Origin of the sequence: Brenneria sp. L4-2C, assembly GCF_040240335.1 — a bacterium.
Taxonomy (GTDB): domain Bacteria; phylum Pseudomonadota; class Gammaproteobacteria; order Enterobacterales; family Enterobacteriaceae; genus Brenneria.
The window spans coordinates 1-26,276 of the sequence record NZ_JBEIAC010000010.1 but is presented as its reverse complement, the minus strand read 5'-3'; the positions used below and the strand labels follow the sequence as shown (position 1 = coordinate 26,276).

Genomic DNA, 26,276 nt, shown 5'->3' with positions numbered 1-26,276 from the left:
TATAAATTATCGACTATGACGGACAAATATAACGTACGAAATCTCACCGTTAATTAAGAATATAAAATTAAAAAACTAAATAAACCGGAAAATATTTTCGACGTGCTAAATGAATTCTTAACTACTTATAGACAATCAAAATGAGCGTAATATCAAAAAGCATCAACCCGCCGCAGGTTAAAAAAGCCGCAAGCGGTAAGAAGAGTCACCTGATATATATGTTATTGATGGTGGTGGTTACCGCGGCATTGTTATTAACTCCCGTGCCTGAGGGGCTGCAACCCTATTCATGGCACTTCTTCGCCATCTTTGTCGGCGTTATTGTCGGCTTGATCTTCGAGCCGCTGCCCGGGGCGGTAATCGGCCTGACCGGGCTTATCATCATCGCGCTGGGAGGGGAATGGCTGCTGTTCAGTCCTGAGCAACTGGCCGATCCCAAATTCAAACTCGCTTCCCAATCCTTTAAATGGGCGGTGAGCGGATTCGGCAACTCGACCGTTTGGCTGATTTTCGGCGCGTTCATGTTCGCCGCCGGTTACGATAAAACCCAGTTCGGCCGCCGTCTGGCGCTGATTCTGGTGAAATATCTCGGCCGCCGCAGCCTGACCCTGGGTTACGCCATCACCTTCGCCGACCTGCTGCTGGCGCCGTTCACCCCCTCCAACACGGCGCGAAGCGGCGGAACCATTTATCCGATTATCGCTAACCTGCCGCCGCTGTACGGCTCCAAGCCAAACGACCCCAGCGCCCGCAAGATCGGCTCCTACCTGATGTGGGTCGCGATCACCGCCGCCTGTATCACCAGCTCCATGTTTTTATCCGCGCTGGCGCCGAACCTGCTGGCGCTGGCATTGGTGAAAAGCACCGTGGGCATCAGCATTTCATGGGGTACCTGGTTCCTCGCCTTCCTGCCGCTGGGCATCCTGCTGATCCTGGCCATGCCGCTGCTGGCTTACTGGTTATATCCGCCCGAAGTCAAAATCAACGATGAAGTGCCGCGCTGGGCCAGCCAGGAGCTGGAAAAACTCGGCAAGCTGTCGCGGAATGAAATTCTGCTGCTGCTGTTCGTCTGCTGCGCGCTGGTGATGTGGATTTTCGCCGCCAACTGGATTGAACCGGCGCTGGCCGCCCTGTTGGTTATCGGCCTGATGCTGTGGACCGGCGTACTGGAATGGGGCGATATCACCGGCAACAAAGCCGCATGGAATACCTTTGTCTGGTTCGGCACGCTGGTGGCGCTGGCCGACGGCCTGTCCTCCACCGGCTTTATCGGCTGGCTGGGTCAGGAAGGCGGCATGCTTCTGCACGGCATCTCTCCCGACGTCGCCACCATCGTGCTGCTGGTCGCGTTTTATCTGCTGCACTATCTGTTCGCCAGCACCACCGCGCATACCACCGCATTGTTGCCCGCCATGCTGACCATCGCCTCGACCATCCCCGGCATAAACATGCAGGTATTCTGCCTGCTGATGGTGACGTCATTGGGTATCATGGGGATTATCACGCCTTACGGTACCGGGCCAAGCCCGATCTACTACGGCAGTGGTTACCTGCCGGCGGCGGATTATTGGCGCCTGGGTACGATTTTTGGTGCAATATTCCTGGTCGCCCTGCTGGTTATCGGCTACCCCTGGATGTCGATGATGTTCTGATAATTGCTAGCCAGCCCCTCGTGCCGTCGGGCTGGCAACGGTCACACCGAACAAGATGCCGCCAGTACAGCTACTCATTATCCGAATAACGGCGGCAATAAATTATTAAGTGAGAAAAAAATGTCGAATAAGCCATTCATTTATCAACCCCCCTTCCCCCTCGCCAAAGATGAGACTGAGTATTACCTGCTAAGCAAAGAGTATGTCTCCGTGAGCGAGTTTGAAGGTCAGCCGGTGCTGAAAGTGGAGCCCGAAGCCCTGACGCTGCTGGCGCAGCAGGCCTTTCACGACGCCGCATTTATGCTGCGCCCCGCCCACCAGCAGCAGGTCGCCTCGATTCTTCACGATCCGCAAGCCAGCGAAAACGACAAATACGTTGCGTTGCAGTTCCTGAGAAACTCGGAAATCGCCGCCAAAGGCGTGCTGCCGACCTGTCAGGATACCGGCACGGCCATCATCATGGGTAAAAAAGGCCAGCGCGTCTGGACCGGCGGCGGCGATGAAGAAGCCCTGACCCGCGGCGTGTACAACACCTATACCGAAGACAACCTGCGCTACTCCCAGAATGTGGCGCTGGATATGTACAAAGAAGTGAATACCGGCACCAACCTGCCCGCGCAAATCGACCTCTACAGCGTGGACGGCGATGAATATAAATTCCTGTGCGTCGCCAAAGGCGGCGGCTCCGCCAACAAAACCTATCTCTATCAGGAAACCAAGGCGCTGCTTAACCCCGATAAACTGAAAAACTATCTGGTGGAAAAAATGCGGACGCTCGGCACCGCGGCCTGCCCGCCGTACCATATCGCCTTCGTGATCGGCGGCACTTCGGCGGAAAGCACGCTGAAGACGGTAAAACTGGCGTCGGCCAAATACTATGACGGCCTGCCGACCGAAGGAAATGAACACGGTCAGGCGTTCCGGGATGTGAAACTGGAGCAGGAACTGATGATCGAAGCGCAAAACCTGGGGCTGGGCGCGCAGTTCGGCGGCAAGTATTTTGCGCACGATATCCGGGTGATCCGTCTTCCGCGTCACGGCGCATCCTGCCCGGTCGGCATGGGCGTCTCCTGCTCCGCGGACCGCAACATCAAAGCCAAAATCAACCGCGAAGGCATCTGGATCGAGAAGCTGGAACATAATCCGGCGCGCTATATTCCTGAGTCTCTGCGCCAGCAGGGCGAAGGCGACGTGGTGCATATCGATTTGAATCGCCCGATGAAAGCGATCCTCGCCCAGCTGTCTCAGTATCCGGTCTCGACCCGTCTGTCGCTGACCGGCACCATCATCGTCGGCCGCGATATCGCCCATGCCAAGCTGAAAGAGCGTATCGATAACGGCGAAGACCTGCCGCAGTACGTTAAAGATCACCCGATCTACTACGCCGGCCCGGCCAAAACGCCGGAAGGTTACGCCTCCGGTTCATTGGGCCCGACCACCGCGGGACGTATGGACTCCTATGTCGATCTGCTGCAATCGCACGGCGGCAGCATGATTATGTTGGCCAAGGGCAACCGCAGCCAGCAGGTGACGGATGCCTGCCATAAACATGGCGGATTCTATCTGGGCAGCATCGGCGGCCCGGCCGCCGTCTTGGCGCAGCAGAGCATCAAGAGCCTGGAATGCGTGGAATATCCGGAACTGGGTATGGAAGCCATCTGGAAAATTGAAGTGGAGAACTTCCCGGCGTTTATTCTGGTGGATGATAAAGGCAATGATTTCTTCCAGCAGATTCAGCAGAATCAATGCGCTAACTGCATGAAATAAAGCGGAAATAATCGAAAAAGGGGCTTGCCGTAACGGCTGGCCCCTTTTTTATCGGCGGCGTCCTGTCCGCATCCTTCTTCTTCAAGCGAAAGCTCAATATTCCCGTTGCAGGCATTCCGTATACCTGCAACGGGAAAGGCGTGAGGCATCAAACCAGACCGGCCATCTCCGCCGCCAGTTTGGCGGCGGCCAGATCCCATAGCGCCGAGCCAACGGTTTTAAACATCACCGGGCGACCCTGACGCGGGCGCGGGTTGACGATGTCGCCGATATCCCCGACGTTCCCCCATTCGACCCCGGCCTGTATCAAATCCCCCGCCTCTTCCCGCGCGCCTTCCAGCGTATCGACGAACAGGTCGCAGCGATGCACCACCGCTGGCGCGATCTCCGCCATCTCCGGCTGATAGGCGCCGACGGCGATAATGGTGCTGTCGTCCGGCACCGACGCCGAAAGCACCGGCGTGCGGCTGGAGGTGGTCGAAACGATCAATCCGGCCTGCGCTTCGCGTTCGTCCACCTCCGCGATCGCTTGCGCGTCCAGCCCCAACTGTTGGCGCGCATAGTCGGCCAGAGCCTGAGCGCGCGCGAGGCGCCGCGAGACAATACGCACCCGGCGTAACGGCCAGTGGCCGGCAAAAGCCTGCATATGCTCTTTCGCCTGCACGCCGGCGCCAATCAGCAACAGGGTATCGGCATCCGGATGCGCCAGTTTGCGCGCGCCCAGCAACGAAATCGCCGCCGTGCGCCGTGCGGTGACCGTCGGCGCATCCAGCGACAGCAAACGTTCGCCGGTATCGGCGCGCATCAGCACCAGTTCGCCCTGGATGGCCGGCAGACCGCGAGCGGGATTGCCAGAATGGACGGTGATCAGTTTTACACACAGGTGTTGGGCGTCGGAGGCCGGCATCATCAGCAACACGCCGCCGTCCTGAGCCGGTACGCTCTGGCGCACCGGCGCATACGCCTGCCCGTTCAGGCCTTGCCGGGCCATCTGGTCCAGAGCATCGACCAGGCGGTCGTAAGGAAGTAGTTTGGCCGTCGCTTCGGCATCGAATAATTTCACAAAAAGGCTCCTCAATAAATAACTCGGGCGGACGCAGGCAAGGGTATCATCCCGTCGGCCGCTAGCGAATTTTTGCATTGACATCCGTCTGTCCGACGACATTGTGACTGATGCGAAAAGTCACCCGCTGCGGGTGATTGACCGACACCAGATATTCCACCGGTTGACTCATCCGGTCGGAAATAACCCCACGGTAGATCAGCGCCGGACTGTCCGGCGGCGCGCCCAGAAGCGCCTGTTCTTCTTCGTTCATCACGCCGACCCGAATCGTTCCTTCATCGGCGATCGCCAGAATGTGATAATGCTCGGCCAACAAACGATACAGCGAACCCTTGTCTTCAAGCATCGACGCGCTTAAATCCGGCACACGCCGGCGCGGCAAATAGCTGGTTTCAATGCAGAATGGCAGTCCATCCGCCAGCCGCAGGCGTTTTATCATCAGCAAAGGCGCGCCGCTTTCTATCTGTAATAAGCGGGCGATACGCTCGCTGGCGACCGCATCCTGAAAGTAAATCAAGCGGCTGCTGGGTATCGCGCCGTTATGCTCGATGATTTTGCTGATCCCCTGTTCGATCGCCTGCGTCAGCGGACGCTCGATGGCGGCGGCCGTCAGCCAGGTACCCTGATTGCCGCGCCGTTCCAGCAATCCCTGGTCGATCAGTTCATCAAGGATCTTTCTCAGCGTCATCCGACTGATGTGCAACAGCGCCGCCAGCTCACGTTCGGCGGGAATTTGATCGCCCGGGTTGTATTCCGGCGTAGCCAACAAGGCCAGCAAAGACTGCCGGGCTTGCAGATAGGCTTTGCGTGGACGTCGTTTCATTTCGCTCATGGTCTATTTTTATTCACCCAACGCCGTGAAATTTTACGCCAAGTATACCGACGGATCGCTGATTAATCAGAAAAAAATCCCCGCCGGCAACAGGGGAAGCGAAGATAAAAACCAGACCATAACTACATAATTCATTCTTATATAAAGAAAAAATAAAACAATTCCTTGTTTTTCCCCTGCCCGATGAGTATATCTATTTTTGGTATATTTTATGGTACACATTTTAATGTGGAGCAAACGATGAAAAAAGCACTCCCCCTTTTGTTGCTTGGCCTCGCGTTGCCGTGGCTGCCTTTAAATGTTCATGCCGAACAGGTGATTCGCTTCGGAACAGACCCCACGTTTCCGCCGTTTGAATCAAAAGCGCCGGACGGTTCATTGCAGGGATTCGATATTGATATCGGTAACGCGCTATGCGCCAAACTCAACGCCAAATGCGTATGGGTGGAAAGCAGTTTTGACGGGCTGATCCCTGCCCTGCATGCGCGCAAATTCGACGCCATTCTCTCCTCGCTGTCGATTACCGACGAACGCAAAAAGGCCATCGACTTTACCGACAAGTTATTCAACACGCCCGCGTTTCTCGTCGCCCCGGAATCCAGCGGGTTAAAACCTACCGTCGAATCGCTGAAAGGAAAGCGCCTGGGCGTGCAACAAGGCTCGGTATTTGAGTCTTATGCCAAAAAACATTGGCAAAGCCAGGGCGTGGAAGTGATCGCCTACCCCAGCGCCGACGACGTCTATGCCGATATGGTGGTAGGCCGGATCGACGCCACGCTTGATGATGCGACCGTGGTGACCGAATCCCTGCTCAATAAACCTCATGGCAAAGGCTTTGCGCTGATTGAACCGCAGGTGAAGGATGACGTGATTTTCGGGCCGGGTACGGGCATTGGCGTCAACAAACAGAATGACAAACTGCGTGAGCAACTCAACGGGGCAATCACTGAAATCCGTCGCGACGGCACCTACGAACGTTTGGCAAAAAAATACTTTAATTTCAATGTGTATGGCGAATAATTCATGAATACCGCTGCAATCATCTCTTCGTTAATGGAAAGCCGTTTTCATCCGCAAGGCGGCCTGCGTCAGATATTTCTTGTTGCCTGCGGCGGCTCGCTGGTCGATATGTATCCCGCACACTATTTTCTTAACCGCGAATCCGCCACGCTGCGCAGCTTTATGATGACGGCAAATGAATTCGTCCACGCCGCGCCAAAAACGCTGGGTAAAAACGCCCTGACCATCGTCTGTTCCCACGGAGGCAATACGCCCGAATCCGTCGCGGCGGCGAAATTGGCGCAGCAGCATGGCAGTACGACGATCACCCTGACGCATAACGCCGAAGCAGAGCTGATCGCCTGGTCCGACAGCAATATTCTGTATGCCTGGGGCAATGACAGCCAGGTCGTCGACAACCCGATGGCGCTGATCCTGAATCTGTGCGTCGAAGCCGTAGCGCAAAGCGAGGGATTCGACGGCCATGCGGATTTCCAGAGCGGTATGGCGCAGATCGATAGCGTCATTGCCCGCGCGCGGATGCAAGTCCAGCAGCGCAGCGAGGAATTCGCCGACCGTTATCGCAACGAATCATTGTTCTATGTGCTTTCCAGCGGCGCCTCTTACGGCCATGCCTATGGTTTCGCGATTTGTTCGTTAATGGAAATGCAGTGGCTCAATGCCGCTTCAATTCACAGCGGTGAATTTTTCCACGGCCCATTTGAAGTCACTGACCGAAACACGCCCTGGATTGTGATGGTGAACGAAGGCCGCACACGCCCGCTTGACGAACGCGCCGTCCGCTTTCTAGCCCAATATGGCGAGAAAATGGAAGTCGTGGACGCCAAGGAACTCGGCCTGAGCGTTATTCCGGCGTCAGTGGTGGACTATTTCAACCCGGTGCTGTTCTATAGCGTGATGTGCGAATATCGCGCCGCGCTGGCGCAGGTACGGCAACACCCGCTGGAAACGCGTCGTTATATGGGAAAAGTCGCCTATTGAGGACATCATGATGAAAGTATTGGGTATTGGCGATAACGTCGTCGATCGTTATACGCACACGCACACCCGTTATCCGGGCGGCAATGCGCTTAATTTCAGCGTCTACGCAAAAATGCTTGGCGCCCAGGCGGCCTATCTCGGCGTGTTCGGCGACGACGACAATGGTTCGCATGTGCGACGCGCGCTGGCCGCCCGCAAGATTGATACGTCACGCTGCCGGGTGGCGTCGGGTGAAAACGGCTATGCCGACCTGACCATCAGCCAGGGAGAACGGATCTTTCTCGGCTCCAATGCAGGCGGCATTCGGCAACATACGTCAATGGATTTCGCCGTAACGGATATTGACTGGTTGAGTCAGTTTGCCGTGCTGCATACCAGCGCCTACAGCTATCTGGATAACCAGTTGCCAGCACTGAGCGCGCTGCCGGGCCGGCTATCGTATGACTTTTCCGATGATTTCGATATCGCGGCCGCGCTTGCCTTATGCCGGTGGCTGGATTACGCGTTTTTCTCCTGTGCCGAGCGCAGTCTGGAGGAAACGCGGCAAATTCTGTTTGACGCCCATCGTCAGAGCGGATGTTACGCCATTGCGACCCGTGGCGCGCAAGGCGCGTTGCTATTTGACGGCGAACGCTGGCTGGAGCAACCGCCGCAACCCGTTGCGGCGCAAGACACGCTCGGCGCCGGCGATGCATTTATCACCGCATTTTTACTGGCGCACCTCGCAGGGAAATCGTTATCGGCCAGTCTGCAAGACGGCGCCGCCTTCGCCGCGCAAATTTGTCTGCTGGACGGCGCATTCGGCGAGGGGGAAGGCTATTAGTCGCCGGATTGCCGTCAAACGCCGCGCCGCTTCCCCGGCGCGGCCGTCTATTCAAACGACGCCGCTCAATGCTGATGCAGGTCGCTCAGGAATCGCTGGGCGCGCGGATGCTGCGGCGAGCGGAAGAAATTCTCCGGCGTCGCTTTCTCCAGAATCTGTCCCTGATCCATAAACCAGATGGTGTCCGCCACGTCACGGGCAAAATTCATCTCATGGGTGACGCACATCATCGTCATCCCCTCCTGCGCCAGACCGCGCATGACGTTCAACACTTCCCCCACCATTTCCGGGTCCAGCGCCGAGGTCGGTTCATCAAACAGCATCACCGGCGGCTTCATCGCCAGCGCGCGGGCTATCGCCACGCGCTGCTGCTGACCGCCGGAAAGCTGGGCCGGATACGCATTGGCTTTATGAGACAGCCCGACCCGCTCCAGCAATTCACCGGCGTGCTTACGGGCTTCGCCGCGCTTGACGCCCAACACCTTCACCGGCGACATCATGATATTGTCCAACACCGAAACGTGCGGGAACAGATTGAAGTTCTGAAAGACGAAACCAATGCGGGTGCGTAACTGGTTCAATCGCGTACTGGTGCCGTGAATATCGATGCCGTCGAACAGAATTTGTCCCTGTTCGATCGGCTCAAGTCGATTCACCGTACGAATCAGCGTGGATTTGCCGGAGCCGGACGGGCCGCACACCACCACCACCTCGCCGCTCTTGATCTCGGCGTTTAAATCGGTCAGTGCCTGATAGTCGCCATACCATTTGCTGACCTTGTTGAACATAATCATCGGTCTCATAACTCATTCCTTATTGCGATGGTATTGGGGTCAGTCGCCTGGTTTGGCGCGTCGTCGCCTCTGGTGCGGTTTTCGCTACGGCGCTTGTTGTCGATATGCGCCTCCAGCCGGTTCGCCAGCCAGGTCAGGCTATAGCAGATGATGTAATAGCCCAGCGCGACGATGGCGAACACCTGAAAAGGTTTGGTCAGCAATTGGTTATTGACCTGATTCGCCGCGTAGGTCAGCTCAGGCACGCTGATGACATAACCCAGCGTGCTGTCCTTGATAATCGAGACTAATTGACTTACCAGGCTCGGCAGCGTGTTGTAGAGCGCCTGCGGCAGGATAACCATGCGGAAGGCTTTGATGTGGCCCATCCCCAACGCGCGCGCGGCTTCATACTGGCCCGACGGCAGCGCCTGAATCCCGCCCCGCACGATTTCGGCAATATACGCGCTTTCATAAATCACCAGCGTACACAGCATGGTGGAAAAACCGCTGATATTGCGGCCGATGAGCAGCGGCACGCAGAAATAGGTCCAGAACACCACCATCAACAGCGGGATGCCGCGTAAGATATAGACCCAGCCGGCCGCCGGCCAGCTGATCCAGCGGAACGGGGAGAGGCGCGCCACGCCGAGCAGCACCCCGATGGGAAAGGCGAAGATCACCGCCAGCAGCGAGATCAGCAACGTACAGAGAATGCCGCCCAACGGCCCCTGGGGGTACTGTCCCATCAGAAACAGCATCCCGTTATCGTGCAATATGGTGAAAATTTCCAACACGGGATTACCTCGCATAGACACGCTGGAAATGACGCGCCAACAAAGCGCCGACCCCCATTAACAGCAGAGAAAAAACCAGGTAAGCCACGGAAGCCACCACATAGGTTTCAAAAGTACGGAACGTGCGGTTTTCAATCTCGCGGGTGACGAACGTCAGTTCCGTCACGCCGATCACCATCGCCAGGCTGGTGTTCTTGAACAGCAGTACGGTGTGATTGATCAGCGACGGCAGGGAGTTACGCAGCCCCTGAGGCAAAATCACCAGGCGCATCGCCCGCCCATAGCTCATGCCCAACGCGCGGGCCGCTTCGTTCTGTCCTTCGGGGATGGCGCGTAATCCGCTGCGGATATCTTCGGAAAAATAGGCCGCCTGACATAAGCCCAGCGCGATCATCGAGAAGATGAATTCCGCATTGAAATCGTTAATCCACATTTGCAGCGACTCAGGCAGCAAGGTGGGGATCGCGAAATACCAGATCATCAACTGGATCAGCGTCGGCACGTTGCGATGGTACGAAACGTAAGCCGCCACCAGCATCACCGCCGCCCGCTTGTGGGTTAAGCGGATAACCACCAGCAGCAACGCCAATATCATCGCCAGCGACCAGGAACCCACAGCCAGCTTCAAGGTCAGTATCGAGCCGTCAACGATCATCGACCCGAACTGACCGGTGAAAATTGCGTCAAAATCGAGCGTCATCGTTTATTCCCCCTTCAACTCTTACCGGTCGGTTACTGCGCCGCGTCGCCCGGACGCATGGTCGACAGGCCGCCGGGTACCTGTAGCGTCGGCGTGATCTCGATATTGCCGAAATTGACGGCCACCGGCGCGGCCAGCACGAACGCCACGGTATCCGCAATGTCTTTCGCCTGCGGCAATTCGAAGCCGTCGATAAAGCGACGACGCCCCTCTTCTTGATCGCCCATCACGTTGCCGAAAATATCGGTGGCGACGCGGCCCGGACAGATTTCCGTCACCCGCACGCGCTTGCCGTAGCAGTCCACCCGCAGCTGGCGCGACAGCGCATGAACGCCGGCTTTAGTCGCATGGTAGATGGAGTTGCCGTTGAAATTGTAAATCGCCGCGATCGAGGTGATGTTGATGACGTGTCCGCAGTCGCGCTCGACCATCCCCGGCACCAGCAGGCGGCACAGGTGCAATACCGCGCGCAAATTGACGTCGACCTGGGTATCAATCGCCTCTTCATCCGCGTCCAGGATCGAGCCGGGACGGGAAACGCCCGCGTTATTGACCAGGATATCGACCTGAATTTCACTACACAGCCGCGTCAGCGCATCGGTATCCGCGACGTCGATGGCATGAGGAATGCAGCCGGTGCGCTCCGCCAGCGCGGAGAGTTGATCCTGACGACGCGCCACGGCATGGACAGTGATGCCCTCCTGACACAGACGTTCCACAATCGCTTCCCCCATCCCGGCGGATGCGCCGGTCACCAGCGCGGTTTTATAATCTGAAAATGGCATCTCAATTCTCCTGAACGATTGTCAGCTCACCGTTATTCCAATAAACGTGCCGAGTCATTTGACTCTATCCAGTAAATGAAAACGGGTATAAGACATAAATGATTTGAGGCGATAAGGGAGACTTATAACCTCGGATAAGGGCGCGGCTAACGAACCTGACGCGACGCCGGTTCGATGCGCAGACCCGTTTCTTCAATCACCGCGCGCAATGTTTTCACCATGTCGATCGCTTCCGCCGTATCGCCATGCACCAGAATCGACGACACATCCGCGCGCAGCATTTCGCCGTCGATGCTGCGGATGGTTCCTTCGGTCAGCAACTGACGCACCCGCGCCTTAACCTGCTGTAAATCGTGGATCACCGCGCCCGGCTTGCCGCGGCTGACCAACAACCCGTTGCTTTCATAGGCGCGATCGGCCAGGAAAACGCACGCCACCGGCAATGCCAGCCGCCGCGCCGCGCGCTCAACGGCATTACCGGCCATGGTGCTGACGATCAACGTCGGGTCGAACGCTTGCACGGCGCGCAACAGCGTATCCGCCAGCGCCTCGTCCTCAGAGGCCATGTTGCCGAGCGCGCCGTGAAAACTCATGTGCGTCAGCGGATAGTCCGCGGCGCGGGCAAAGGCGGACAGCGCGCCGAGCTGATACGTCACGTAATGCGCCAGCACCTCGGCTTCTATCTGCATGCGTCGGCGGCCAAACCCCATCAGATCCGGCAATCCCACATGCGCGCCCAGATCGACGCGATGTTTTTTCGCCAACGCCACGGTCTGCGCCATAATCACCGCGTCGCCGGCGTGAAAACCGCAGGCGACGTTGGCGGAGGTAATCAGCGGCATCAGCGCGGCGTCGTCGGCAATGCGATAATCGCCGAAGCCTTCGCCAAGATCGGCATTCAAATCAATCGACTTCATGATCAAACCTCTATTTTTCGTAACGTGAGAATGGCGCTGTCGTACTCCACCGACTCCCCGTGAGCGACCCGCAGCGCGTCGACCGCGCCGTCGGCCGGACTGAGCAGCGGCAGGTAGATCAGCCCCACTTTCAGCAGAGCCAGCACCTCGCCTTGCTTTACCGTCGAACCGGGCGGCGCGAACGGCTGACCGTTGCTCGGGTGCCACAGCCAGACCGTGCCGGGCATGGATGCGCGCAAGATGGCCGTTTGCGCGTCGGGCGGCGCCGCGGCCGGCGACGGCGTTAGCGCCTCCCCGACCGGCAGCGCGCCGCAGGTCGGATCAAACTTGAGCCGAACGCGATAACCGTTGCCGCCGATCTCTATCTGAGATAGCCCCGACCGGCGCATTTTTTGAGCCACATTGCGTAAATCCTTCAGAGCTAATTGGCTTGTGTGCATACTTATCCCGTCAAATCGTCCGCCGTGATTGCTGATTCTTCCCAGGGGCGGCCAAAAGGACAGACGGTGCGGAGGACGCGGCTATACGGCGCGGTTGAAGGCGGCGCCGCATCGGCTTCCTTCCGCCAACCGCCAGTCAGTGCCGGCGCGCTGGGGATAAAAAGCACTGTAACGTAGCCAAACAGCCATTCGGTAAGAGGGTTTCGCTTTACGATGATAAGGGAGACTTATTACCCCACCAGCGCCAGCGGACGGTTATCCGTCGTCCGTTTAGCCATCAGCGCCAACAAGATATCTTTGACCGCCTTCGCGGGTTGCGACAGGGGCAGATGATCAGACATACAAAATGACAGCGACGCCTGTAGATTGGGATTATCGATTTTCGCCATCCAGGCGTTGCTGGCCTTCAGCATCGCGCGCGCGGAAGATTCCGGCATGATGGTGCAGCCTAATCCGGCGCCCACCGCGGCATTCAGCGTCGTTTGCGACTCGATTTCGCAGTTCACCCGGTAGGCGAGTCCCTGAAGGGTAAAGGCATCATCGACCACTTTACGCATGACGTTATAAATGCGCGGCAAAAACAGGTCGTAGCGCGCGACTTCCGCCAGATCGACGCTCACTTTCGGTTTGCCCAACGAGGCCGGGCAGACAAAATAGAGATCTTCTTTCATCAGCGGCATAAAACGTAAGCCGTGGATCTCGCGGATGCCGTAAATCACCGCCATGTCCATGCGGCCATTCATGATCAGTTCGCTTAAGGTGGTGCCGAAATTTTCATTGAAATAGAGCACGATGCCCGGATGCTGACGGCGCACTTCCTCCATCAGCGGCAAGGCCAGTTGCTGAGCCGCCGTCCCCGGCGCCAGCCCGACGGAAACATTGCCGGACAGCGCCAAACCGGCGCCGTCAATGGCGCTCTGGGCCTGATCGCACTGACGCAGGATCACCTGCGCATGGGTGTAGAGAATTTTCCCCGCCTCGGTCGGCGTTACGCCGCGCTTGGTGCGAATGAGCAATTGCTGATTCACTTCCCCTTCCAGAGTGGCTAATTGCTGGCTCAGTGCGGGTTGCGCAATATGAAGAATATCGGCGGCCTGCGTCAGGCTGCCGACGTCAACGATTTTTATGAAGTACTTTAGTCGACGGAGATTCATCATGGTTTCCTCGCAGCGATGTCTTTACATTTGTGTAGCAAGTTCTAAGCCAAATATATTCACCAGGCTGAAATCCTTATCTTTCTTTTATCTATGTACGAATTTCAATCTATTAGCGGCGAAATTCAGCGCCGACAGGCCTACGGGGTCTTTTTCGCCGGCAACCGATACCCGTAATTGCACCATAGCAGTGCAATGGCGGCGGTAATGCAAACCATGACCGGCCGATCGCCGAAGCGCCGCCGGTAACCATCGTTTTGTGTTATGTCACCACAACAAAGCGCTATTAGCCCGCCGCGACGATTCGCTCTTATGCTCTGTCCGACGTAGACCATTTCTTAATGGCCTGATTCTTTGCTCCATGTCATGCCGCCTGCTTTGGCCGATGTTATGCGGTATCGGCATGACGCGACTCTGGACTGACTGGAATCCCCACACCATGCCTGAAATTGCCGATCGCTTAAAAAATGTCACTGTTTCCGCTTCCGTCGCGATGACCCAGAAAGCGCGCGACCTCGCCGCTCAGGGGATCGCCGTCATTGGTTTATCCACCGGCGAACCCGATTTCCCCACGCCGCCGCATGCCATAGAGGCGGCCTACGCCGCCGCGCTGGCCGGCGATACGCGCTACCCGCCGACGGACGGCACGCCGGCGCTGCGCGCCGCCATTCAGCGTAAATTCAAGCGAGATAATCACCTTGATTATGAAATCAGCCAGATTATTACCGCGGGCGGAGCCAAGCAGATTATTTTTAACGCCATGCTGGCGACCATTAACCCCGGCGATGAAGTGCTGATCCCGACGCCATCGTGGATTAGCTATGCCGATATCGTGAAATTCGCCGGCGGCGTGCCGGTGCCGGTGCCTTGCCCGCAGGAAAACGGCTTTAAACCCTATCCCGCGGAGATTGAAAAGGCGATCACGCCGAAAACCAAATGGCTGCTGCTCAACTATCCCAGCAATCCCACGGGTTCGGTCGCCAGCCGTCAAGAGCTACAGGCTATCGCCGACGTCATGTTGCGCCATCCTGACATCTGGATCCTGACCGACGATATCTATGAACATCTGATTTATGACGGCATCACCTTCTATACCATCGCCGAAGTGGAACCCCGACTGATCACGCGCACCCTGACGGTCAACGGCGTATCCAAAGCCTGGTCGATGACCGGCTGGCGCCTCGGTTTTTGCGGCGGCCCCCAAGATCTGATCAAAGCGATGAGCAACGTTAACACCCAGAACAGCGGCGGCGTCGCCACGCTGACGCAGGCCGCCTCGGTTGCGGCGCTGGATGGGCCTCAGGATCTGTTGAAAGAGCGGGCGGAAATCTATCGTCAGCGCCGTGATTATGTTCTGGAACGGCTGGCGTCGATTGACGGACTGCTGTGCCATAAGCCGCAGGGCGCATTTTACCTGTTCGTGAATATCGCCGCGTTTATCGGCAAAACCTCGCGCGAAGGCCATGTCATCAGCAGCGATACCGACTTTGTGCTGGCGCTGATGGAAGAACAGCATGTGGTGACCGTTCAGGGCGCGGCTTACGGTATGAGCCCCTTTTTCCGCCTCTCTTACGCCACCAGCATGGAAATCTTGCAGGAAGGCTGCGACCGCATCGCCGCGTTTTGCGCAGGTATTCGCTAACGCTTCTTCGTTCTTCCTCCACACCGTCGGGAATGTTAACGCCTGTCTGCGGCGGCAGGCGATGCCCGACGGCCGCAAAAACGGCGTATTATACGCAGTCACCCCCTCCGCTATACCATTCCCGCGTCGGCGCAAATCCAGCAATGTCTGTCTCTGTCCAGGGTTGCAGCGGGAGATCCCCGCCTACTGCCGCGGGGATGACGGGAGTGATGGGGTGTTGCGGGGGTGACGGAGCGTTGCCGGGATTGCGGGCTGTTGCCGGAGACGGCGGGTGTTGCCGGAGACGGCGGGTGTTGCCGGAGACGGCGGGTGTTGCCGGAGACGGCGGGATACCGGCTGGCATCACCCCAAAGCGGCGCCGGCCACCTGGCGGCAGCTTCTGGTCAGCGCGGCCAGATAATCATTCACCGCCCGGCTGACCGCTATCGCTTCATCGACATGACTCTCAACCAGTTGAATGCGATCCCCGGCCCGCGCCTGCCCCAGCCGCCAGAGATCGTCCTCAATCAGACCGGCAATCTTCGGATAGCCGCCCGCGGTATTCGCATCGCTCAGTTGGATAATGGGCTCGCCCGCCGGCGGAACCTGCACCACGCCGGGGATCAGCCCGTAAGAGCGCATTTCCACCACGCGGGAAGGGATTATGGGTTCGCCGCTCAGCCGGTAGCCGGTGCGGTTGCTGTGATTGGAGATGGTCCACTGCTGCGACCAAAAGCGCGGGGCGTCGTGGGCGAAAAGCGCATACTCCCCGGACGGGATAGCGCGAAGTTGCAAGGCGCCGCCGCGTCCGAGCGGAAATACGTCGACCAGCGCGACATCCGGCGGCACCACGCCGAGGCCGCCGGGCGGCGGTTCAGCGCCGACGGCCTCGCCTATCGGCAGGCGATCGCCATTGGCCAGCGGCCGTCCTTCCAGTCCGCCGAAGCCGCCGCGTAACGCCGTGCTGCGCGATCCCATCACCACCGGCACGTCAATGCCGCCCGCCACGCAGAGATAGCCCCGCGCACCCTGACGCGGATAGCGCATCTCCAGCGTTTGTCCGGCCCGAACCCGGCAGGCCCACCAGGGCGGCAAGGCCGCGCCGTCAAGCGTGGCCCGGCAATCGGCTCCGGTTAAGGCGATCGCCGTATCGCGCTGGAAACACAGAAGGAAAGGAAATAGCTGAACTTCAATGCCGGCGGCGTTTTGCTCATTGCCGAGCATGATATTGCCCACGCGCAGCGCCAGCGAATCCATCGCGCCGCTGACCGAAACGCCGATATGGCGAAAACCGGTGCGGCCGAGGTCTTGCACCGTGTTCAGCGGGCCGGTTTTGATCACATCTATCACAGTTCAATCCTTTCGGGTAGAAAGCGAATATTGTCGCCCGGCGCCATCAGCGCGGGGGAGTCGGCCATCGGGTCGAACACCGCGATATCGGCAAAACCGATCGCATTCCAGCCGTTCGGCCCGGTCAGGGCCGCAATACCGGTCTGCGCGCCGCCGATGGTTACCGCGCCTCGCGGCATCTGCAACGACGGTACTTTTTTGCGCGGCGTGGCGATCGTCGGATCCAGGCCATGCAGATAACCGAACCCCGGCGCGCTGCCGAGGCAAAATACCGTATAGCGTCCCTGGTAGTGGCGGCGCACCACTTCGGCGGCCGGCAATCCGGTAAACTGACAAACCGCATCCAGATCGCCGGCATGTTCGCCGCCGTAACAGACCGGAATTTCAATCAGCTTCCCTTTCGGGGCGATCGATTGGGCGCTGTCCCACGCCTCCCGTAATAACGCGGCGACCGCCTCGGGATCGGGCGGCGTTTGTTTAAACAACACCAGCAGATTGGTCACGCCGGGAATCAATGACTCGATATCGTCGCGCCGCCGCAATGCGTCCGCCAGCGCCCAGATACGGCGCTGGGCGGGCAAATCAAAATCACCGGGCGCATCGATCAGATAAGCCCGACTGCCGATGGTGGATACCTTCACCTGCTCGCCCAAATTGACAAGCGATAAAGAGATGCGCCCCGGCATCTCTCCAGACAACATGGTCATCACTTATTCCAGAGGTTCAAATTTCAGGCTGGAAAACGGCTGCACTCTTTCTTCGCGCACCATTTTGTATTCGGTATCCGGGCCAATCCAGGTATTCCAGATTTTGTCGATAACGCCCGAATCATCCATCGCTTTCATGCTGCCGTTCACCGCATCCAGCAGAGCGGGCTCATCTTTCTTCATACCGACGCCAATCGGCTCCAGCGCCATCGGCTCTTTGATCATGCCCAGTTCGATACCGTCTTTTTTCGCCTGGGAAATCATTTTGATGCCCGTCATCGTGTTGGTGACGAAACCGACGACTTTATTTTGCTCAAGCGCCAAAAAGGCGGATGCCGCATCCTGGAAGGTCACGGCTTTGGCGCCGGCCAGATAGATTGACTGTTCGGAGGTGGTGCCTTTGGTGGCGCTGATGCGCTTATCTTTAAAATCAGCGCGCGTTTTATTTTCGTTGGGCTTCTTCACCACCAGAACTTCTTTCGCAATATAGTAGGGATCGCTGAACTGAATCTGTTTACCGCGTGATTTCGTATAGGCCAGATTGGCGATCAATACATCGGCGCGGCCGGTGATAATGACGGCGATACGCGCCTCAATCGAGGTCGGCACCAAATTCACGCCGACGCCCATCTGTTTCGCCAGCGCGTGGCAGAGATCGACATCCATTCCCACTAACTGTCGCGTTTTAGGATCGGGAGAAGAAAACGGCGGCACATCGGAATACACCGCGCAATTCAACTGACCACGGGATTGAATATCCGCCAGCGCATCCGCATGCGCGGTTGAGGTCATCATCAAGGGCATCGCCAATACCGCGCCCGCAAGCAATTTCAGTTTCATCATGAGTTCCCCGATATTTTTTAGTTGAGAATAGAAGTTACCCCTGTCTTCTCCTGATTAAGCATTTAAAAACAGCGTGATAGCAATAAAACTTATCTTTTGCCGCTACCGTAATATGACTATAAAAGCAAAGAGGGAAAGATGTATAAGACGGAAAGCCTGTGTGGCGATACGCAATTTGTATGACGGGGAGACAGCAGCCGGGTAAATATAAGGAAAAACTATCCAGGCAGAACGAAATTATCTTAACAGCCTGCATGACGGTCACTCTATGGTAACAACAGCGTCCTTTATATCCGGGACGCACATTCGATTTTTAAGCCAGAGAGTGAAGTTAACAATGAATTCGAGAGTGGGCGTATTACTGAAAATAATGTCGGCCCTGTGTGCAACGTTAATGCTGGCCTGCGTAAAAGGATTGAACGGCGCAATTCCAACCGGCGAGGTGATTTTTTTTCGTTCCTTTGTCGCGCTGATCCCATTGCTGATCTGGCTTAAATTTCAGGGCAATGTTATTGAATTAATAAAAACCAAAAATATACTCGGCCACCTGGTGCGCGGTTTTTCCGGTACCGGAGGCATGTATTTTAATTATCTGGCGCTGGTCTATATTTCGCTGGCGGATATGACCGCGATTAGTTATGCCGCCCCGCTGTTTACCGTGATTATGGCGGCGATACTGTTAAAAGAGAAGGTGCGCTTCTACCGCTGGCTGGCGGTGGTCGTCGGTTTTTCCGGGATTATCGTCATGCTCTGGGCGCATTTAAACGCCAGCGGGTCGGTATTCTCCTCCCATTCGGCCGCGGCCGGCTCCGCCATCGGCGTGCTGTTTGCCCTACTGGCCGCGCTCTGTTCCGCCACCTCATCGGTGCAGATCCGTTTCCTTAATGGTAAAGAAAAGCCGGGCGCCATTGTTTTCTATTTTTCGCTGATGACCATGTTTATTGGTCTGGCCACGGCATGCTTTGGCTGGCTGATGCCTGACGCCAAACAGTTGGCGTTGCTGATCGGCTGCGGTTTTTTCGGCGGCATGGCGCAAATTCTGATCACGCTCAGCCTGCGTTACGCGGACGCCTCGCTGCTGGCTCCCTTCGATTACACCACGATGGTATGGGCGATGCTGATTGGCTACCTTTTTCTCGACAGCATTCCGGAATTCTCCACCATCGCGGGCGCCGCCATTATCGCCTGCGCCGGTATTTTTACCGTCTGGTGCGAACGGCGCCGCGCGCCGGTGCGTCGCTCCGCCATCTAGCCGGCGTCGAAACGAATGCGGCGGGCTACACCGACGCCCGCCGCATTCATTTATGCCGAACTTATTATTGGATGGCCGATTTCACCACGGTCGCCAGCGGCGTGGTAGGACGGCCAATCAACCGGCTCAGTTGATGTTCATCGTCAAATAAACCGCCTTTGGACGCGCCCACATCCGAATCGGCGATGATATCCGCGAACGCCGCCGGTACGCCTGCCGCGGCCAACGCCGCGCTATATTCCGCCTCCGGCAGATTCTGGTAACCAATGGTCTTGCCCGACTGAAGGCTGATTTCGGCCGCCAGCTGCGCCAGCGTGTACGCCTCATCGCCCGCCAGTTCGTAAACCTTACCGGCCTGATTGTCCAGAGTCAGCACCGCGACGGCGGCGGCGGCATAATCAGCGCGGGTGGCCGAGGAAATTTTCCCCTCGCCGGCGCTGCCGATAAACACGCCGTGCTGCAATGCGGCGGGTATGCTGGCCGCGTAGTTTTCGCTATACCAGCCGTTGCGCAGCAGCGTATAAGGCAGGCCGGAGGCTTTGATCAGCTCCTCGGTTTCCCGATGCTCTTTCGCCAGACCCAGCGGCGAGCGATCGGCATGCAGAATGCTGGTGTAGGCCAGCAGCTTGACGTTGGCCTGCTTCGCCGCCTCAATCACATTACGATGTTGCGCCGCGCGTTTTCCCACTTCGCTGGAGGAAATCAGCAAAAGTTTATCCACGCCTTGCAACGCGGCGACCAGAGAATCCGGCTGATTGTAATCCGCCGCCTTTACCTGAACGCCGCGTGCGGCTAAATCAGCGACTTTCGTCACATCCCGCACCAGCGCCAGAATGTCGCCCGCCGGTTGTTTCGCCAGCAGTTGTTCAATTACCAAACGGCCCAACTGGCCCGATGCACCTGTAATAGCAATCATCATGAAGCTCCTTTATTTGACGGTCATTGACAGGCATAATAGTCCACAAGCTAACTTTAAGTAAGTACGTACATAAAGGTAAGTATCGTGTCAGAAAAAGTCGCCGCCGCCGCTTCATCATCCGTTATGCCGTTGCAGGGCAATCTGTTCGCTGAAAAATGCCCTTCCCGGCAGGTTCTCAATCATGTCACCAGCCGCTGGGGCGTGCTGATTTTAGTGGCGTTACTGGATGGAACACACCGTTTCAGTCAGCTACGGCGCAGAATCGACGGGGTCAGCGAGCGCATGCTGGCGCAAACGCTGCAATGGCTGGAAAATGATGGATTCATCCTGCGAACCGCTTACCCGGTGGTACCGCCGCATGTCGAATACAGCCTGACGCCGCTGGGCAAAGAAGCCAGCGAGCGAGTCAAAATTCTGGCCGACTGGATTGAGGATAATATCGCCGCCATATTAGCGGCGCAGACGGCGCATCAGGATCGATAGTCCGCAGGCTGGCCTGCCCCATGAGCCGACGCCGGTTGCCGAACGCGCGAGCGGCTTCGGTTTTTTCTTAAAAAATACGTCGCTGTTTTTAATAAAACACCACAACCCACTGTATCTACAGATTATTTAACTAAATATTGCGTTTAACTCATCATTTCATTCGGTCGTGATGCGCCGGCATGGTCTAAGCTTGGTTATGTACTCGTCAATCACAGGAGAAAATATGTCTATCGAAAAAGTTCTCTATGTTGCTCATGCCAAAGCCACCGGCGGGCGCGACGGTCGCGCGGTTTCCTCGGACAAGCATCTTGATGTCAAACTTGATGTGCCGGAAGAGCTGGGCGGCAAAGGCGGTGAAGGCACCAACCCCGAACAGCTGTTTGCCGCCGGTTACTCCGCCTGTTTTCTGGGCGCGCTGAAGAGCGTCGCCGCAAGCGAGAAAGTCTCGCTGCCATCCGATACGTCCATCGAAGGCAGCGTCGGTATCGGTAAACTTCCTACGGGTTTCGGTATTGAAGTGGCGCTGAAGATCTCGGTTCCGGGCTTTGATAAAGCCAAGGCGGAAGAACTGGTGAAGAAGGCTCACGTGGTTTGCCCGTACTCGAATGCCACCCGAAACAATATTGATGTCACGCTGACGGTTGTCTGATTCGCATCCCCGCACGATTAATCCGAAGTCAGAGAACCGACTCCGGATTATTTCTTCTTGACCGGCGCGCTTAAACGCCCGCCGTTCACGGCAACTTAGTTGATTTCTTTACCCTATTGCAATGAACGCGGGCCATAGAGCATACCGCGGGGCTGACCGGCTGCAAGCAAACGTCCGCCGGCAATTCCGGCGATATCGTGGCCTTTATCCGTCATGGTGCTGGCGATTTGGTTAACCGCCGCCTGCACCAGAATACCGATAATGCCGCCGCCGGCGTTCGACTGCCGCTTGGCGCCGGATGCCGTGGCGCTTCCGCGCCATAATAAAGTGCCGGTTGGTAAAACGATGAAAATCAAAAGGATAACCCGACGAAAAATCCCTGTAACCTGCTGAATAGATTAAATAATTTTATTAATCCTCCCTCTTCTTACCTGTCCTATATCAAGGTTGCCGGTCATTAAAATCATTAGGATGATGGATAGTCACAGGGGGGACAGTTGCATTTTCTTCTGACGAGATGCTGGCCCGCCCCATGCCAAACGCCTTTCAGGTAACCGGAAAGAAATCCCGGTATCCAAAATTAGAAACTCGCGCGTTGATCTGAGCGACGACTTACCGTTTTCTGGTGGGGTGCGCCGCCTCAATGCGCCAGGGAAGAAAGGCGATATTATGTATATGTTATTTTTCGATAAAAAATAGTATTTCGGAAGATAATTGTGATTAATAAACAATAATCGCCGATTTATCCATTTATTTTTCTTTAGATCATATTTTTGTCTGATAATATGCATCTATTCACTTTCAAGGGGCGAACGCGGCGGCAACTTGAAAGAACATGGACACATCCCTTTAAACGTGGCTCAAACGAGACATTCTGTTTTTATCATCATCACGGAGTGAACAATGTCCTGCCATTTCGTCCGGTGGACCAGCACGGAAGCACTGCCCAATCTCCAAAGATTGCCGGATGAGCTTATTTCATCGACAAAAAGTTTTGCGGCCAAACGTCGCGAGCGTTATTTGAAAAGCCGGGCGCTGCTGGCTGAGATGATGTTCTATTTTTTTGGCTATCAGCAACTCCCCAAACTGCTCGTTTCCTCGGACGGGCGCTCCTATTTTGCCGATCCCTGCCTGCCTAATTTCAGCGTGGGATATGCCGGAAATACCATCGCGATTCTGCTCAGCGAAGAGGGCTGCGTCGGCGTGGATATCGAGATCGTTCACATGCGCTCAAACAATCAGACGCCTGCGGCTATGCAGACCCAGACGCCGGCGGAAAAGGCCTGGATCGAGGCGCAACGCGATCCGCTGGAAGCCGCGACGCAGCTGTGTACCATTCGCCATTCCCTGATGAAAATACCGCGTTCGAACGCGTGTCGCGCGGAAAACCTGAGGCTCCATCCGGCCTCCGGACGGCTGAGTTCCAACGCGCTTCCCGCCGTTGAAGTCATGAGCGACATTGATGATTATCTGGCCTGGGCCTGCGCGCACGTCCCCACGCTAAACCGTCTGGTCATGTGGACCTACTCCACCGATGCGGGCATGAATAAAACCGGAGAGATCGTGCAACAGCAGCGCCAGTCCTTACGCTATATGAAACTAACCAGCCACACGGCGGAAAAATCGTCGCCGGAGACGCCTGCGCAATCATGATCGGTCGTCAAAATAAGGCGGGCCATCACGCCTCGGCATAGCGAGGCTGACGACGATGCAGAACCCCGGGAGGAACCCCCCGGAGCATGATAAATTTAATGAGCGTCGATAAAGATGATCTTTAACAAGAACAACAAGGCCACCACCACCACGCAAGGGCTGATCTCGCGCCAGCGTCCCGTCGCCAGTTTCATCACGCAATAAGAGATAAAGCCCAGCGCGATCCCTTCGGTGATCGAGAAACTGAACGGCATCATCACCGCCGTAACAAAGGCGGGGACGGCCTCGGTTAAATCATCCCAATTCACCCGCGCCAGGCTCGATGTCATCAATACGCCCACATAGATCAGCGCGCCCGCCGCGGCATAAGCCGGCACCATCCCTGCCAGCGGCGACAGGAAAATGACCAGCAGGAATAGCAGGCCGACCACCACCGCCGTCAGGCCGGTACGCCCGCCGACGGTCACGCCGGAAGAACTTTCGATATAGGCGGTAACCGAGGAGGTGCCGATAAACGCCCCGGCGGCCGAGCTGATGCTATCCACATATAACGCCTGCTTCATGCGGGGAAACTTACCGCGTTCATCCACCAGACCGGCTTTATCCGTTACCCCAATCAACGTACCGGAAGAGTCGAACAGGTTAACCAGCATAAAGGAGAAAATCACGCCGGACAGCCCCAGATTCAGCGCGCCCGCAATATCCACCTGACCCACGACGGAGGTGACGCTTGGCGGCATCGCGAAAACGCCGTTAAACTTAACATCCCCCAGCAGTAAACCGATGACCGTGGTCACCACGATTGAAATCAGCACCGCCGCATGAATATTCCTCGACGCGAGAGCCGTGATAATGAAAAAGCCGAGCGCGCCCAGCAGCACGCTGTGGGAGGTTAAGTTACCCACCGTAACCAGCGTTTCAGGGTTGGAAACAATAATGCCGGCGTTCTTCAACCCCATCATGGCGATAAACAGACCGATACCGCTGGCGATACCCAGCCGCAAACTCAGCGGTATATTGGCGATCATCCAATAACGGATCTGGAAGATAGTCAGCAGCAGGAAACCGACCGCGCCCCAGAAAACCGCCCCCATCGCCACCTGCCATGACAGCCCCATCGCGCCAACGACGGCAAAAGCGAAAAAGGCGTTCAGACCCATGGCCGGCGCCAGCGCAACGGGCAGATTCGCCAACAGGCCCATAAAGATACTGCCAAACGCGGCAATCAAACAGGTCGTGACGAACACCGCCTGCGTATCCATGCCCGCAACGCCTAAAATCTGCGGGTTAACGAAAACGATATACACCATGGTCAAAAAGGTGGTGAAGCCGGCGATCATTTCCGTCCGTACGGTCGTGCCATGCCGGGTCAGTTTAAACACACGCTCCAGCACGCCTTGCCCGTCAGCGGGAGCCGATTGCAATTTATTCATTGTCAGTGTTCCAAAAAAGAGAGGATAGTTTTGGGCTATCCTATAACAAAATCGCGCGCATTGACGCGCACCCGCCATTTTTTCTTTCCATAAAAATAACTTATACCCATAGAGTTAAAGGGGCGGGAAGGTAGAGGCAGAGTCGCCAACGCGTCGGGATAGAATTGACCGGACAATGTCGAACGCGCCAATCACCGGAGCCGCATCACGTTCAATATCGCCAATAATGACGAATTTGTTATCAAGGGCGACATTCGCCATTAAATTATTAAATTAATTATTCTTATAATAAAAACCAGCAAACAGCCGCTCTACTTTATTAAAGAGAACATTGTGAATAATGTTATTCGCTAATCGATAGAATGATGAGGAAATAAAAATGTTTTTATAAAAATTGTCATTGAAACGTCATCAGCTACATGTATAAAATAGCGCACTTTGTTCGGTGATTATCCGCCAGTTGAATTTGCATTTAACTAAATTGATGGAAATTAATTAGCAAAACAATAAATAGCAGGACACCAAGGTGATTAGCCAAAAACCAAAAATAAAAGTTAGCTCGGTAATTAAATTCATCCTAAAAATATTACTGCTAATGTTTATCACTCTGGTGATTGTTGCGATTATTGAAATGATCTATACCAGTACACGTAACTATCTCGGCTACTGCACCTGGGATAATCAACGAATGGGAAAGCGTTATACCACGCAGGAACGGCTGGATATTGCTATCGCCAAGTATCTGCAATATCAAACAACGGGTGATTATTTTGAAATCGGAAAATCCGAACGCATTATTGGTAGTTCTGATGAACTAGAGCAACATTTTACTTTGATACACTACCGTAACAAAGAGGAATTCATAAAAGAAAATCCGACATGTTGCGAACGTACTTGGGGGTTAGTCGAGGGGCCTGTTTTAGGTTTCTGGGAACGCACGGATGGCATCGGAGATGGTATGTTCGATTTTCGACATAAGATTCGCTATATAGACAATAAAACTGGCACCCATAAATATATTATTTCAAAATATTCATATTATCAGGTTAATAATTGCGGCTATGCTCGCAGTGGTTAGTTCTATAAGTTTCAAACAGAAGGAACCAATGTACGGACCGTTTAATTGGGTTTTAATATTACTAAGCAAACCGCTTCAAGGAGAACGTTTTGGCACTTCCCACCGCAGAGCAAGTCACCAATAAATTGGCCCTCAGAACCAATAATAACTTTAATTCGTTGCAATAATTCTCAATTAACATTCTTACTCGGCAGAAAAAAACAAAAACTGTTCAAAAAAATTCATTGAAGCACATTGAGCTTCAATGTATAAAATAGCTCGTATCGTTTGGCAACTATCCGCCAGTTGAATAGATACCCAACTAATTCAATGTAAATTAATTAGCAAAGCAATAAATAGCAGGGCACCAAGGTGATTAGCCAAAAACCAAAAATAAAAGTTAGCTCGGTAATTAAATTCATCCTAAAAATATTACTGCTAATGTTTATCACTCTGGTGATTGTTGCGATTATTGAAATGATCTATACCAGTACACGTAACTATCTCGGCTACTGCACCTGGGATAATCAACGAATGGGAAAGCGTTATACCACGCAGGAACGGCTGGATATTGCTATCGCCAAGTATCTGCAATATCAAACAAC

25 protein-coding genes and 1 pseudogene are annotated in these 26,276 nt (G+C 55.6%); 11 read left to right on the top strand and 15 right to left on the bottom strand.

Going from position 1 to position 26,276, the window contains the following annotated elements; all coding sequences use genetic code 11:
• Window positions 1-140: 140 nt before the first annotated feature.
• Together ABRZ26_RS15200 and fumA are read left to right on the top strand one after the other, a co-directional pair.
• Window positions 141-1,652: an anion permease gene (locus ABRZ26_RS15200; protein ID WP_319604988.1), complete on the top strand. Its 1,512-nt coding sequence runs from the start codon at window positions 141-143 to the stop codon at window positions 1,650-1,652.
• 120 nt (window positions 1,653-1,772) lie between these two features.
• On the top strand, window positions 1,773-3,419 hold the full coding sequence (gene fumA, locus ABRZ26_RS15195) for a class I fumarate hydratase FumA (RefSeq protein ID WP_319604987.1): 1,647 nt from the start codon (window positions 1,773-1,775) through the stop codon (window positions 3,417-3,419).
• A gap of 148 nt (window positions 3,420-3,567) precedes the next feature.
• Here fumA and ABRZ26_RS15190 read toward each other — a convergent pair whose 3' ends face one another.
• Both ABRZ26_RS15190 and ABRZ26_RS15185 read right to left on the bottom strand, forming a co-directional pair.
• Window positions 3,568-4,482 carry a delta(1)-pyrroline-2-carboxylate reductase family protein gene (locus ABRZ26_RS15190; protein WP_319604985.1) on the bottom strand — a complete coding sequence of 305 codons (915 nt, stop codon included), beginning with the start codon at window positions 4,480-4,482 and terminating at the stop codon, window positions 3,568-3,570.
• Between the two features lie 61 nt (window positions 4,483-4,543).
• Window positions 4,544-5,314, bottom strand: coding sequence for a GntR family transcriptional regulator (locus ABRZ26_RS15185; protein WP_413556269.1), 771 nt, complete (start codon window positions 5,312-5,314; stop codon window positions 4,544-4,546).
• A gap of 240 nt (window positions 5,315-5,554) precedes the next feature.
• Here ABRZ26_RS15185 and ABRZ26_RS15180 point away from each other — a divergent pair, with 240 nt between their 5' ends.
• Genes ABRZ26_RS15180 through ABRZ26_RS15170 form a run of 3 tightly spaced genes read left to right on the top strand, consistent with a single transcriptional unit; the run spans window position 5,555 to window position 8,138 of the window.
• Window positions 5,555-6,334 carry an ABC transporter substrate-binding protein gene (locus tag ABRZ26_RS15180; RefSeq protein ID WP_319604983.1) on the top strand — a complete coding sequence of 260 codons (780 nt, stop codon included), beginning with the start codon at window positions 5,555-5,557 and terminating at the stop codon, window positions 6,332-6,334.
• Window positions 6,335-6,337: 3 nt separating this feature from the next.
• Window positions 6,338-7,315: an SIS domain-containing protein gene (locus ABRZ26_RS15175; RefSeq protein ID WP_319604982.1), complete on the top strand. Its 978-nt coding sequence runs from the start codon at window positions 6,338-6,340 to the stop codon at window positions 7,313-7,315.
• 10 nt (window positions 7,316-7,325) lie between these two features.
• Complete coding sequence (locus tag ABRZ26_RS15170; protein WP_319605107.1) at window positions 7,326-8,138, top strand: PfkB family carbohydrate kinase; 813 nt, start codon at window positions 7,326-7,328, stop codon at window positions 8,136-8,138.
• A gap of 65 nt (window positions 8,139-8,203) precedes the next feature.
• Here ABRZ26_RS15170 and ABRZ26_RS15165 read toward each other — a convergent pair whose 3' ends face one another.
• The 7 genes from ABRZ26_RS15165 to nac form a co-directional block, all read right to left on the bottom strand.
• Window positions 8,204-8,941: an amino acid ABC transporter ATP-binding protein gene (locus tag ABRZ26_RS15165; RefSeq protein ID WP_319604981.1), complete on the bottom strand. Its 738-nt coding sequence runs from the start codon at window positions 8,939-8,941 to the stop codon at window positions 8,204-8,206.
• Complete coding sequence (locus ABRZ26_RS15160; RefSeq protein ID WP_319604980.1) at window positions 8,938-9,708, bottom strand: amino acid ABC transporter permease; 771 nt, start codon at window positions 9,706-9,708, stop codon at window positions 8,938-8,940. Before ABRZ26_RS15160 ends, ABRZ26_RS15165 begins: the two co-directional genes overlap by 4 nt.
• Before the next feature lie 4 nt (window positions 9,709-9,712).
• Window positions 9,713-10,408: an amino acid ABC transporter permease gene (locus tag ABRZ26_RS15155; RefSeq protein ID WP_319604979.1), complete on the bottom strand. Its 696-nt coding sequence runs from the start codon at window positions 10,406-10,408 to the stop codon at window positions 9,713-9,715.
• Between the two features lie 32 nt (window positions 10,409-10,440).
• Complete coding sequence (locus ABRZ26_RS15150) at window positions 10,441-11,193, bottom strand: SDR family oxidoreductase (RefSeq protein WP_319604978.1); 753 nt, start codon at window positions 11,191-11,193, stop codon at window positions 10,441-10,443.
• 146 nt (window positions 11,194-11,339) lie between these two features.
• On the bottom strand, window positions 11,340-12,110 hold the full coding sequence (locus ABRZ26_RS15145; RefSeq protein WP_319604977.1) for a LamB/YcsF family protein: 771 nt from the start codon (window positions 12,108-12,110) through the stop codon (window positions 11,340-11,342).
• A gap of 2 nt (window positions 12,111-12,112) precedes the next feature.
• On the bottom strand, window positions 12,113-12,511 hold the full coding sequence (locus ABRZ26_RS15140; RefSeq protein ID WP_319604976.1) for an acetyl-CoA carboxylase biotin carboxyl carrier protein: 399 nt from the start codon (window positions 12,509-12,511) through the stop codon (window positions 12,113-12,115).
• A 269-nt stretch (window positions 12,512-12,780) separates the two neighbouring features.
• Entirely contained in the window at window positions 12,781-13,704 is a 924-nt protein-coding gene (gene nac, locus ABRZ26_RS15135) for a nitrogen assimilation transcriptional regulator NAC (protein ID WP_319605106.1), read from the bottom strand.
• A 439-nt stretch (window positions 13,705-14,143) separates the two neighbouring features.
• Between nac and ABRZ26_RS15130 the strand changes: the two genes are divergently transcribed.
• Window positions 14,144-15,346, top strand: coding sequence for a pyridoxal phosphate-dependent aminotransferase (locus ABRZ26_RS15130; protein ID WP_319605105.1), 1,203 nt, complete (start codon window positions 14,144-14,146; stop codon window positions 15,344-15,346).
• 342 nt (window positions 15,347-15,688) lie between these two features.
• Here the strand turns inward: ABRZ26_RS15130 and ABRZ26_RS15125 are convergent, their stop codons facing one another.
• From ABRZ26_RS15125 to ABRZ26_RS15115, 3 genes are read right to left on the bottom strand one after another with little or no spacing between them, the layout of a single operon-like run.
• Window positions 15,689-16,675: a 5-oxoprolinase subunit C family protein gene (locus ABRZ26_RS15125; protein ID WP_319604975.1), complete on the bottom strand. Its 987-nt coding sequence runs from the start codon at window positions 16,673-16,675 to the stop codon at window positions 15,689-15,691.
• Window positions 16,672-17,361, bottom strand: a complete 690-nt coding sequence (pxpB, locus tag ABRZ26_RS15120; protein ID WP_319605104.1) for a 5-oxoprolinase subunit PxpB — start codon at window positions 17,359-17,361, stop codon at window positions 16,672-16,674. The genes ABRZ26_RS15125 and pxpB overlap by 4 nt, the downstream gene beginning before the upstream one ends.
• Window positions 17,362-17,385: 24 nt before the next feature.
• A complete protein-coding gene (locus ABRZ26_RS15115; protein ID WP_319605103.1) occupies window positions 17,386-18,222 on the bottom strand; it encodes a transporter substrate-binding domain-containing protein in 837 nt (278 codons plus the stop codon).
• 340 nt (window positions 18,223-18,562) lie between these two features.
• Between ABRZ26_RS15115 and ABRZ26_RS15110 the strand changes: the two genes are divergently transcribed.
• Window positions 18,563-19,477: a DMT family transporter gene (locus ABRZ26_RS15110; RefSeq protein ID WP_319604974.1), complete on the top strand. Its 915-nt coding sequence runs from the start codon at window positions 18,563-18,565 to the stop codon at window positions 19,475-19,477.
• 64 nt (window positions 19,478-19,541) lie between these two features.
• On the opposite strand, the gene ABRZ26_RS15105 is transcribed toward ABRZ26_RS15110, so the two are convergent.
• A complete protein-coding gene (locus ABRZ26_RS15105) occupies window positions 19,542-20,393 on the bottom strand; it encodes an SDR family oxidoreductase (protein WP_319605102.1) in 852 nt (283 codons plus the stop codon).
• A gap of 126 nt (window positions 20,394-20,519) precedes the next feature.
• Between ABRZ26_RS15105 and ABRZ26_RS15100 the strand changes: the two genes are divergently transcribed.
• Together ABRZ26_RS15100 and ABRZ26_RS15095 are read left to right on the top strand one after the other, a co-directional pair.
• The gene (locus ABRZ26_RS15100; RefSeq protein ID WP_319605101.1) at window positions 20,520-20,879 is read left to right on the top strand and encodes a winged helix-turn-helix transcriptional regulator; all 360 of its coding nucleotides are present in this window, start codon (window positions 20,520-20,522) and stop codon (window positions 20,877-20,879) included.
• Window positions 20,880-21,102: 223 nt separating this feature from the next.
• Complete coding sequence (locus ABRZ26_RS15095; RefSeq protein WP_319604973.1) at window positions 21,103-21,528, top strand: organic hydroperoxide resistance protein; 426 nt, start codon at window positions 21,103-21,105, stop codon at window positions 21,526-21,528.
• A 113-nt stretch (window positions 21,529-21,641) separates the two neighbouring features.
• Here ABRZ26_RS15095 and ABRZ26_RS15090 read toward each other — a convergent pair.
• Window positions 21,642-21,869 (bottom strand): annotated as a pseudogene (locus tag ABRZ26_RS15090) (GNA1162 family protein); the annotation flags it as partial.
• A 562-nt stretch (window positions 21,870-22,431) separates the two neighbouring features.
• Between ABRZ26_RS15090 and ABRZ26_RS15085 the strand changes: the two are divergent.
• Window positions 22,432-23,181, top strand: a complete 750-nt coding sequence (locus ABRZ26_RS15085; RefSeq protein ID WP_319604972.1) for a 4'-phosphopantetheinyl transferase family protein — start codon at window positions 22,432-22,434, stop codon at window positions 23,179-23,181.
• 95 nt (window positions 23,182-23,276) lie between these two features.
• Here ABRZ26_RS15085 and ABRZ26_RS15080 read toward each other — a convergent pair whose 3' ends face one another.
• Window positions 23,277-24,614: an NCS2 family permease gene (locus tag ABRZ26_RS15080; RefSeq protein ID WP_319604971.1), complete on the bottom strand. Its 1,338-nt coding sequence runs from the start codon at window positions 24,612-24,614 to the stop codon at window positions 23,277-23,279.
• 526 nt (window positions 24,615-25,140) lie between these two features.
• Between ABRZ26_RS15080 and ABRZ26_RS15075 the strand changes: the two genes are divergently transcribed.
• Complete coding sequence (locus tag ABRZ26_RS15075) at window positions 25,141-25,692, top strand: hypothetical protein (protein WP_319604970.1); 552 nt, start codon at window positions 25,141-25,143, stop codon at window positions 25,690-25,692.
• The last annotated feature ends 584 nt before the right edge of the window (window positions 25,693-26,276 follow it).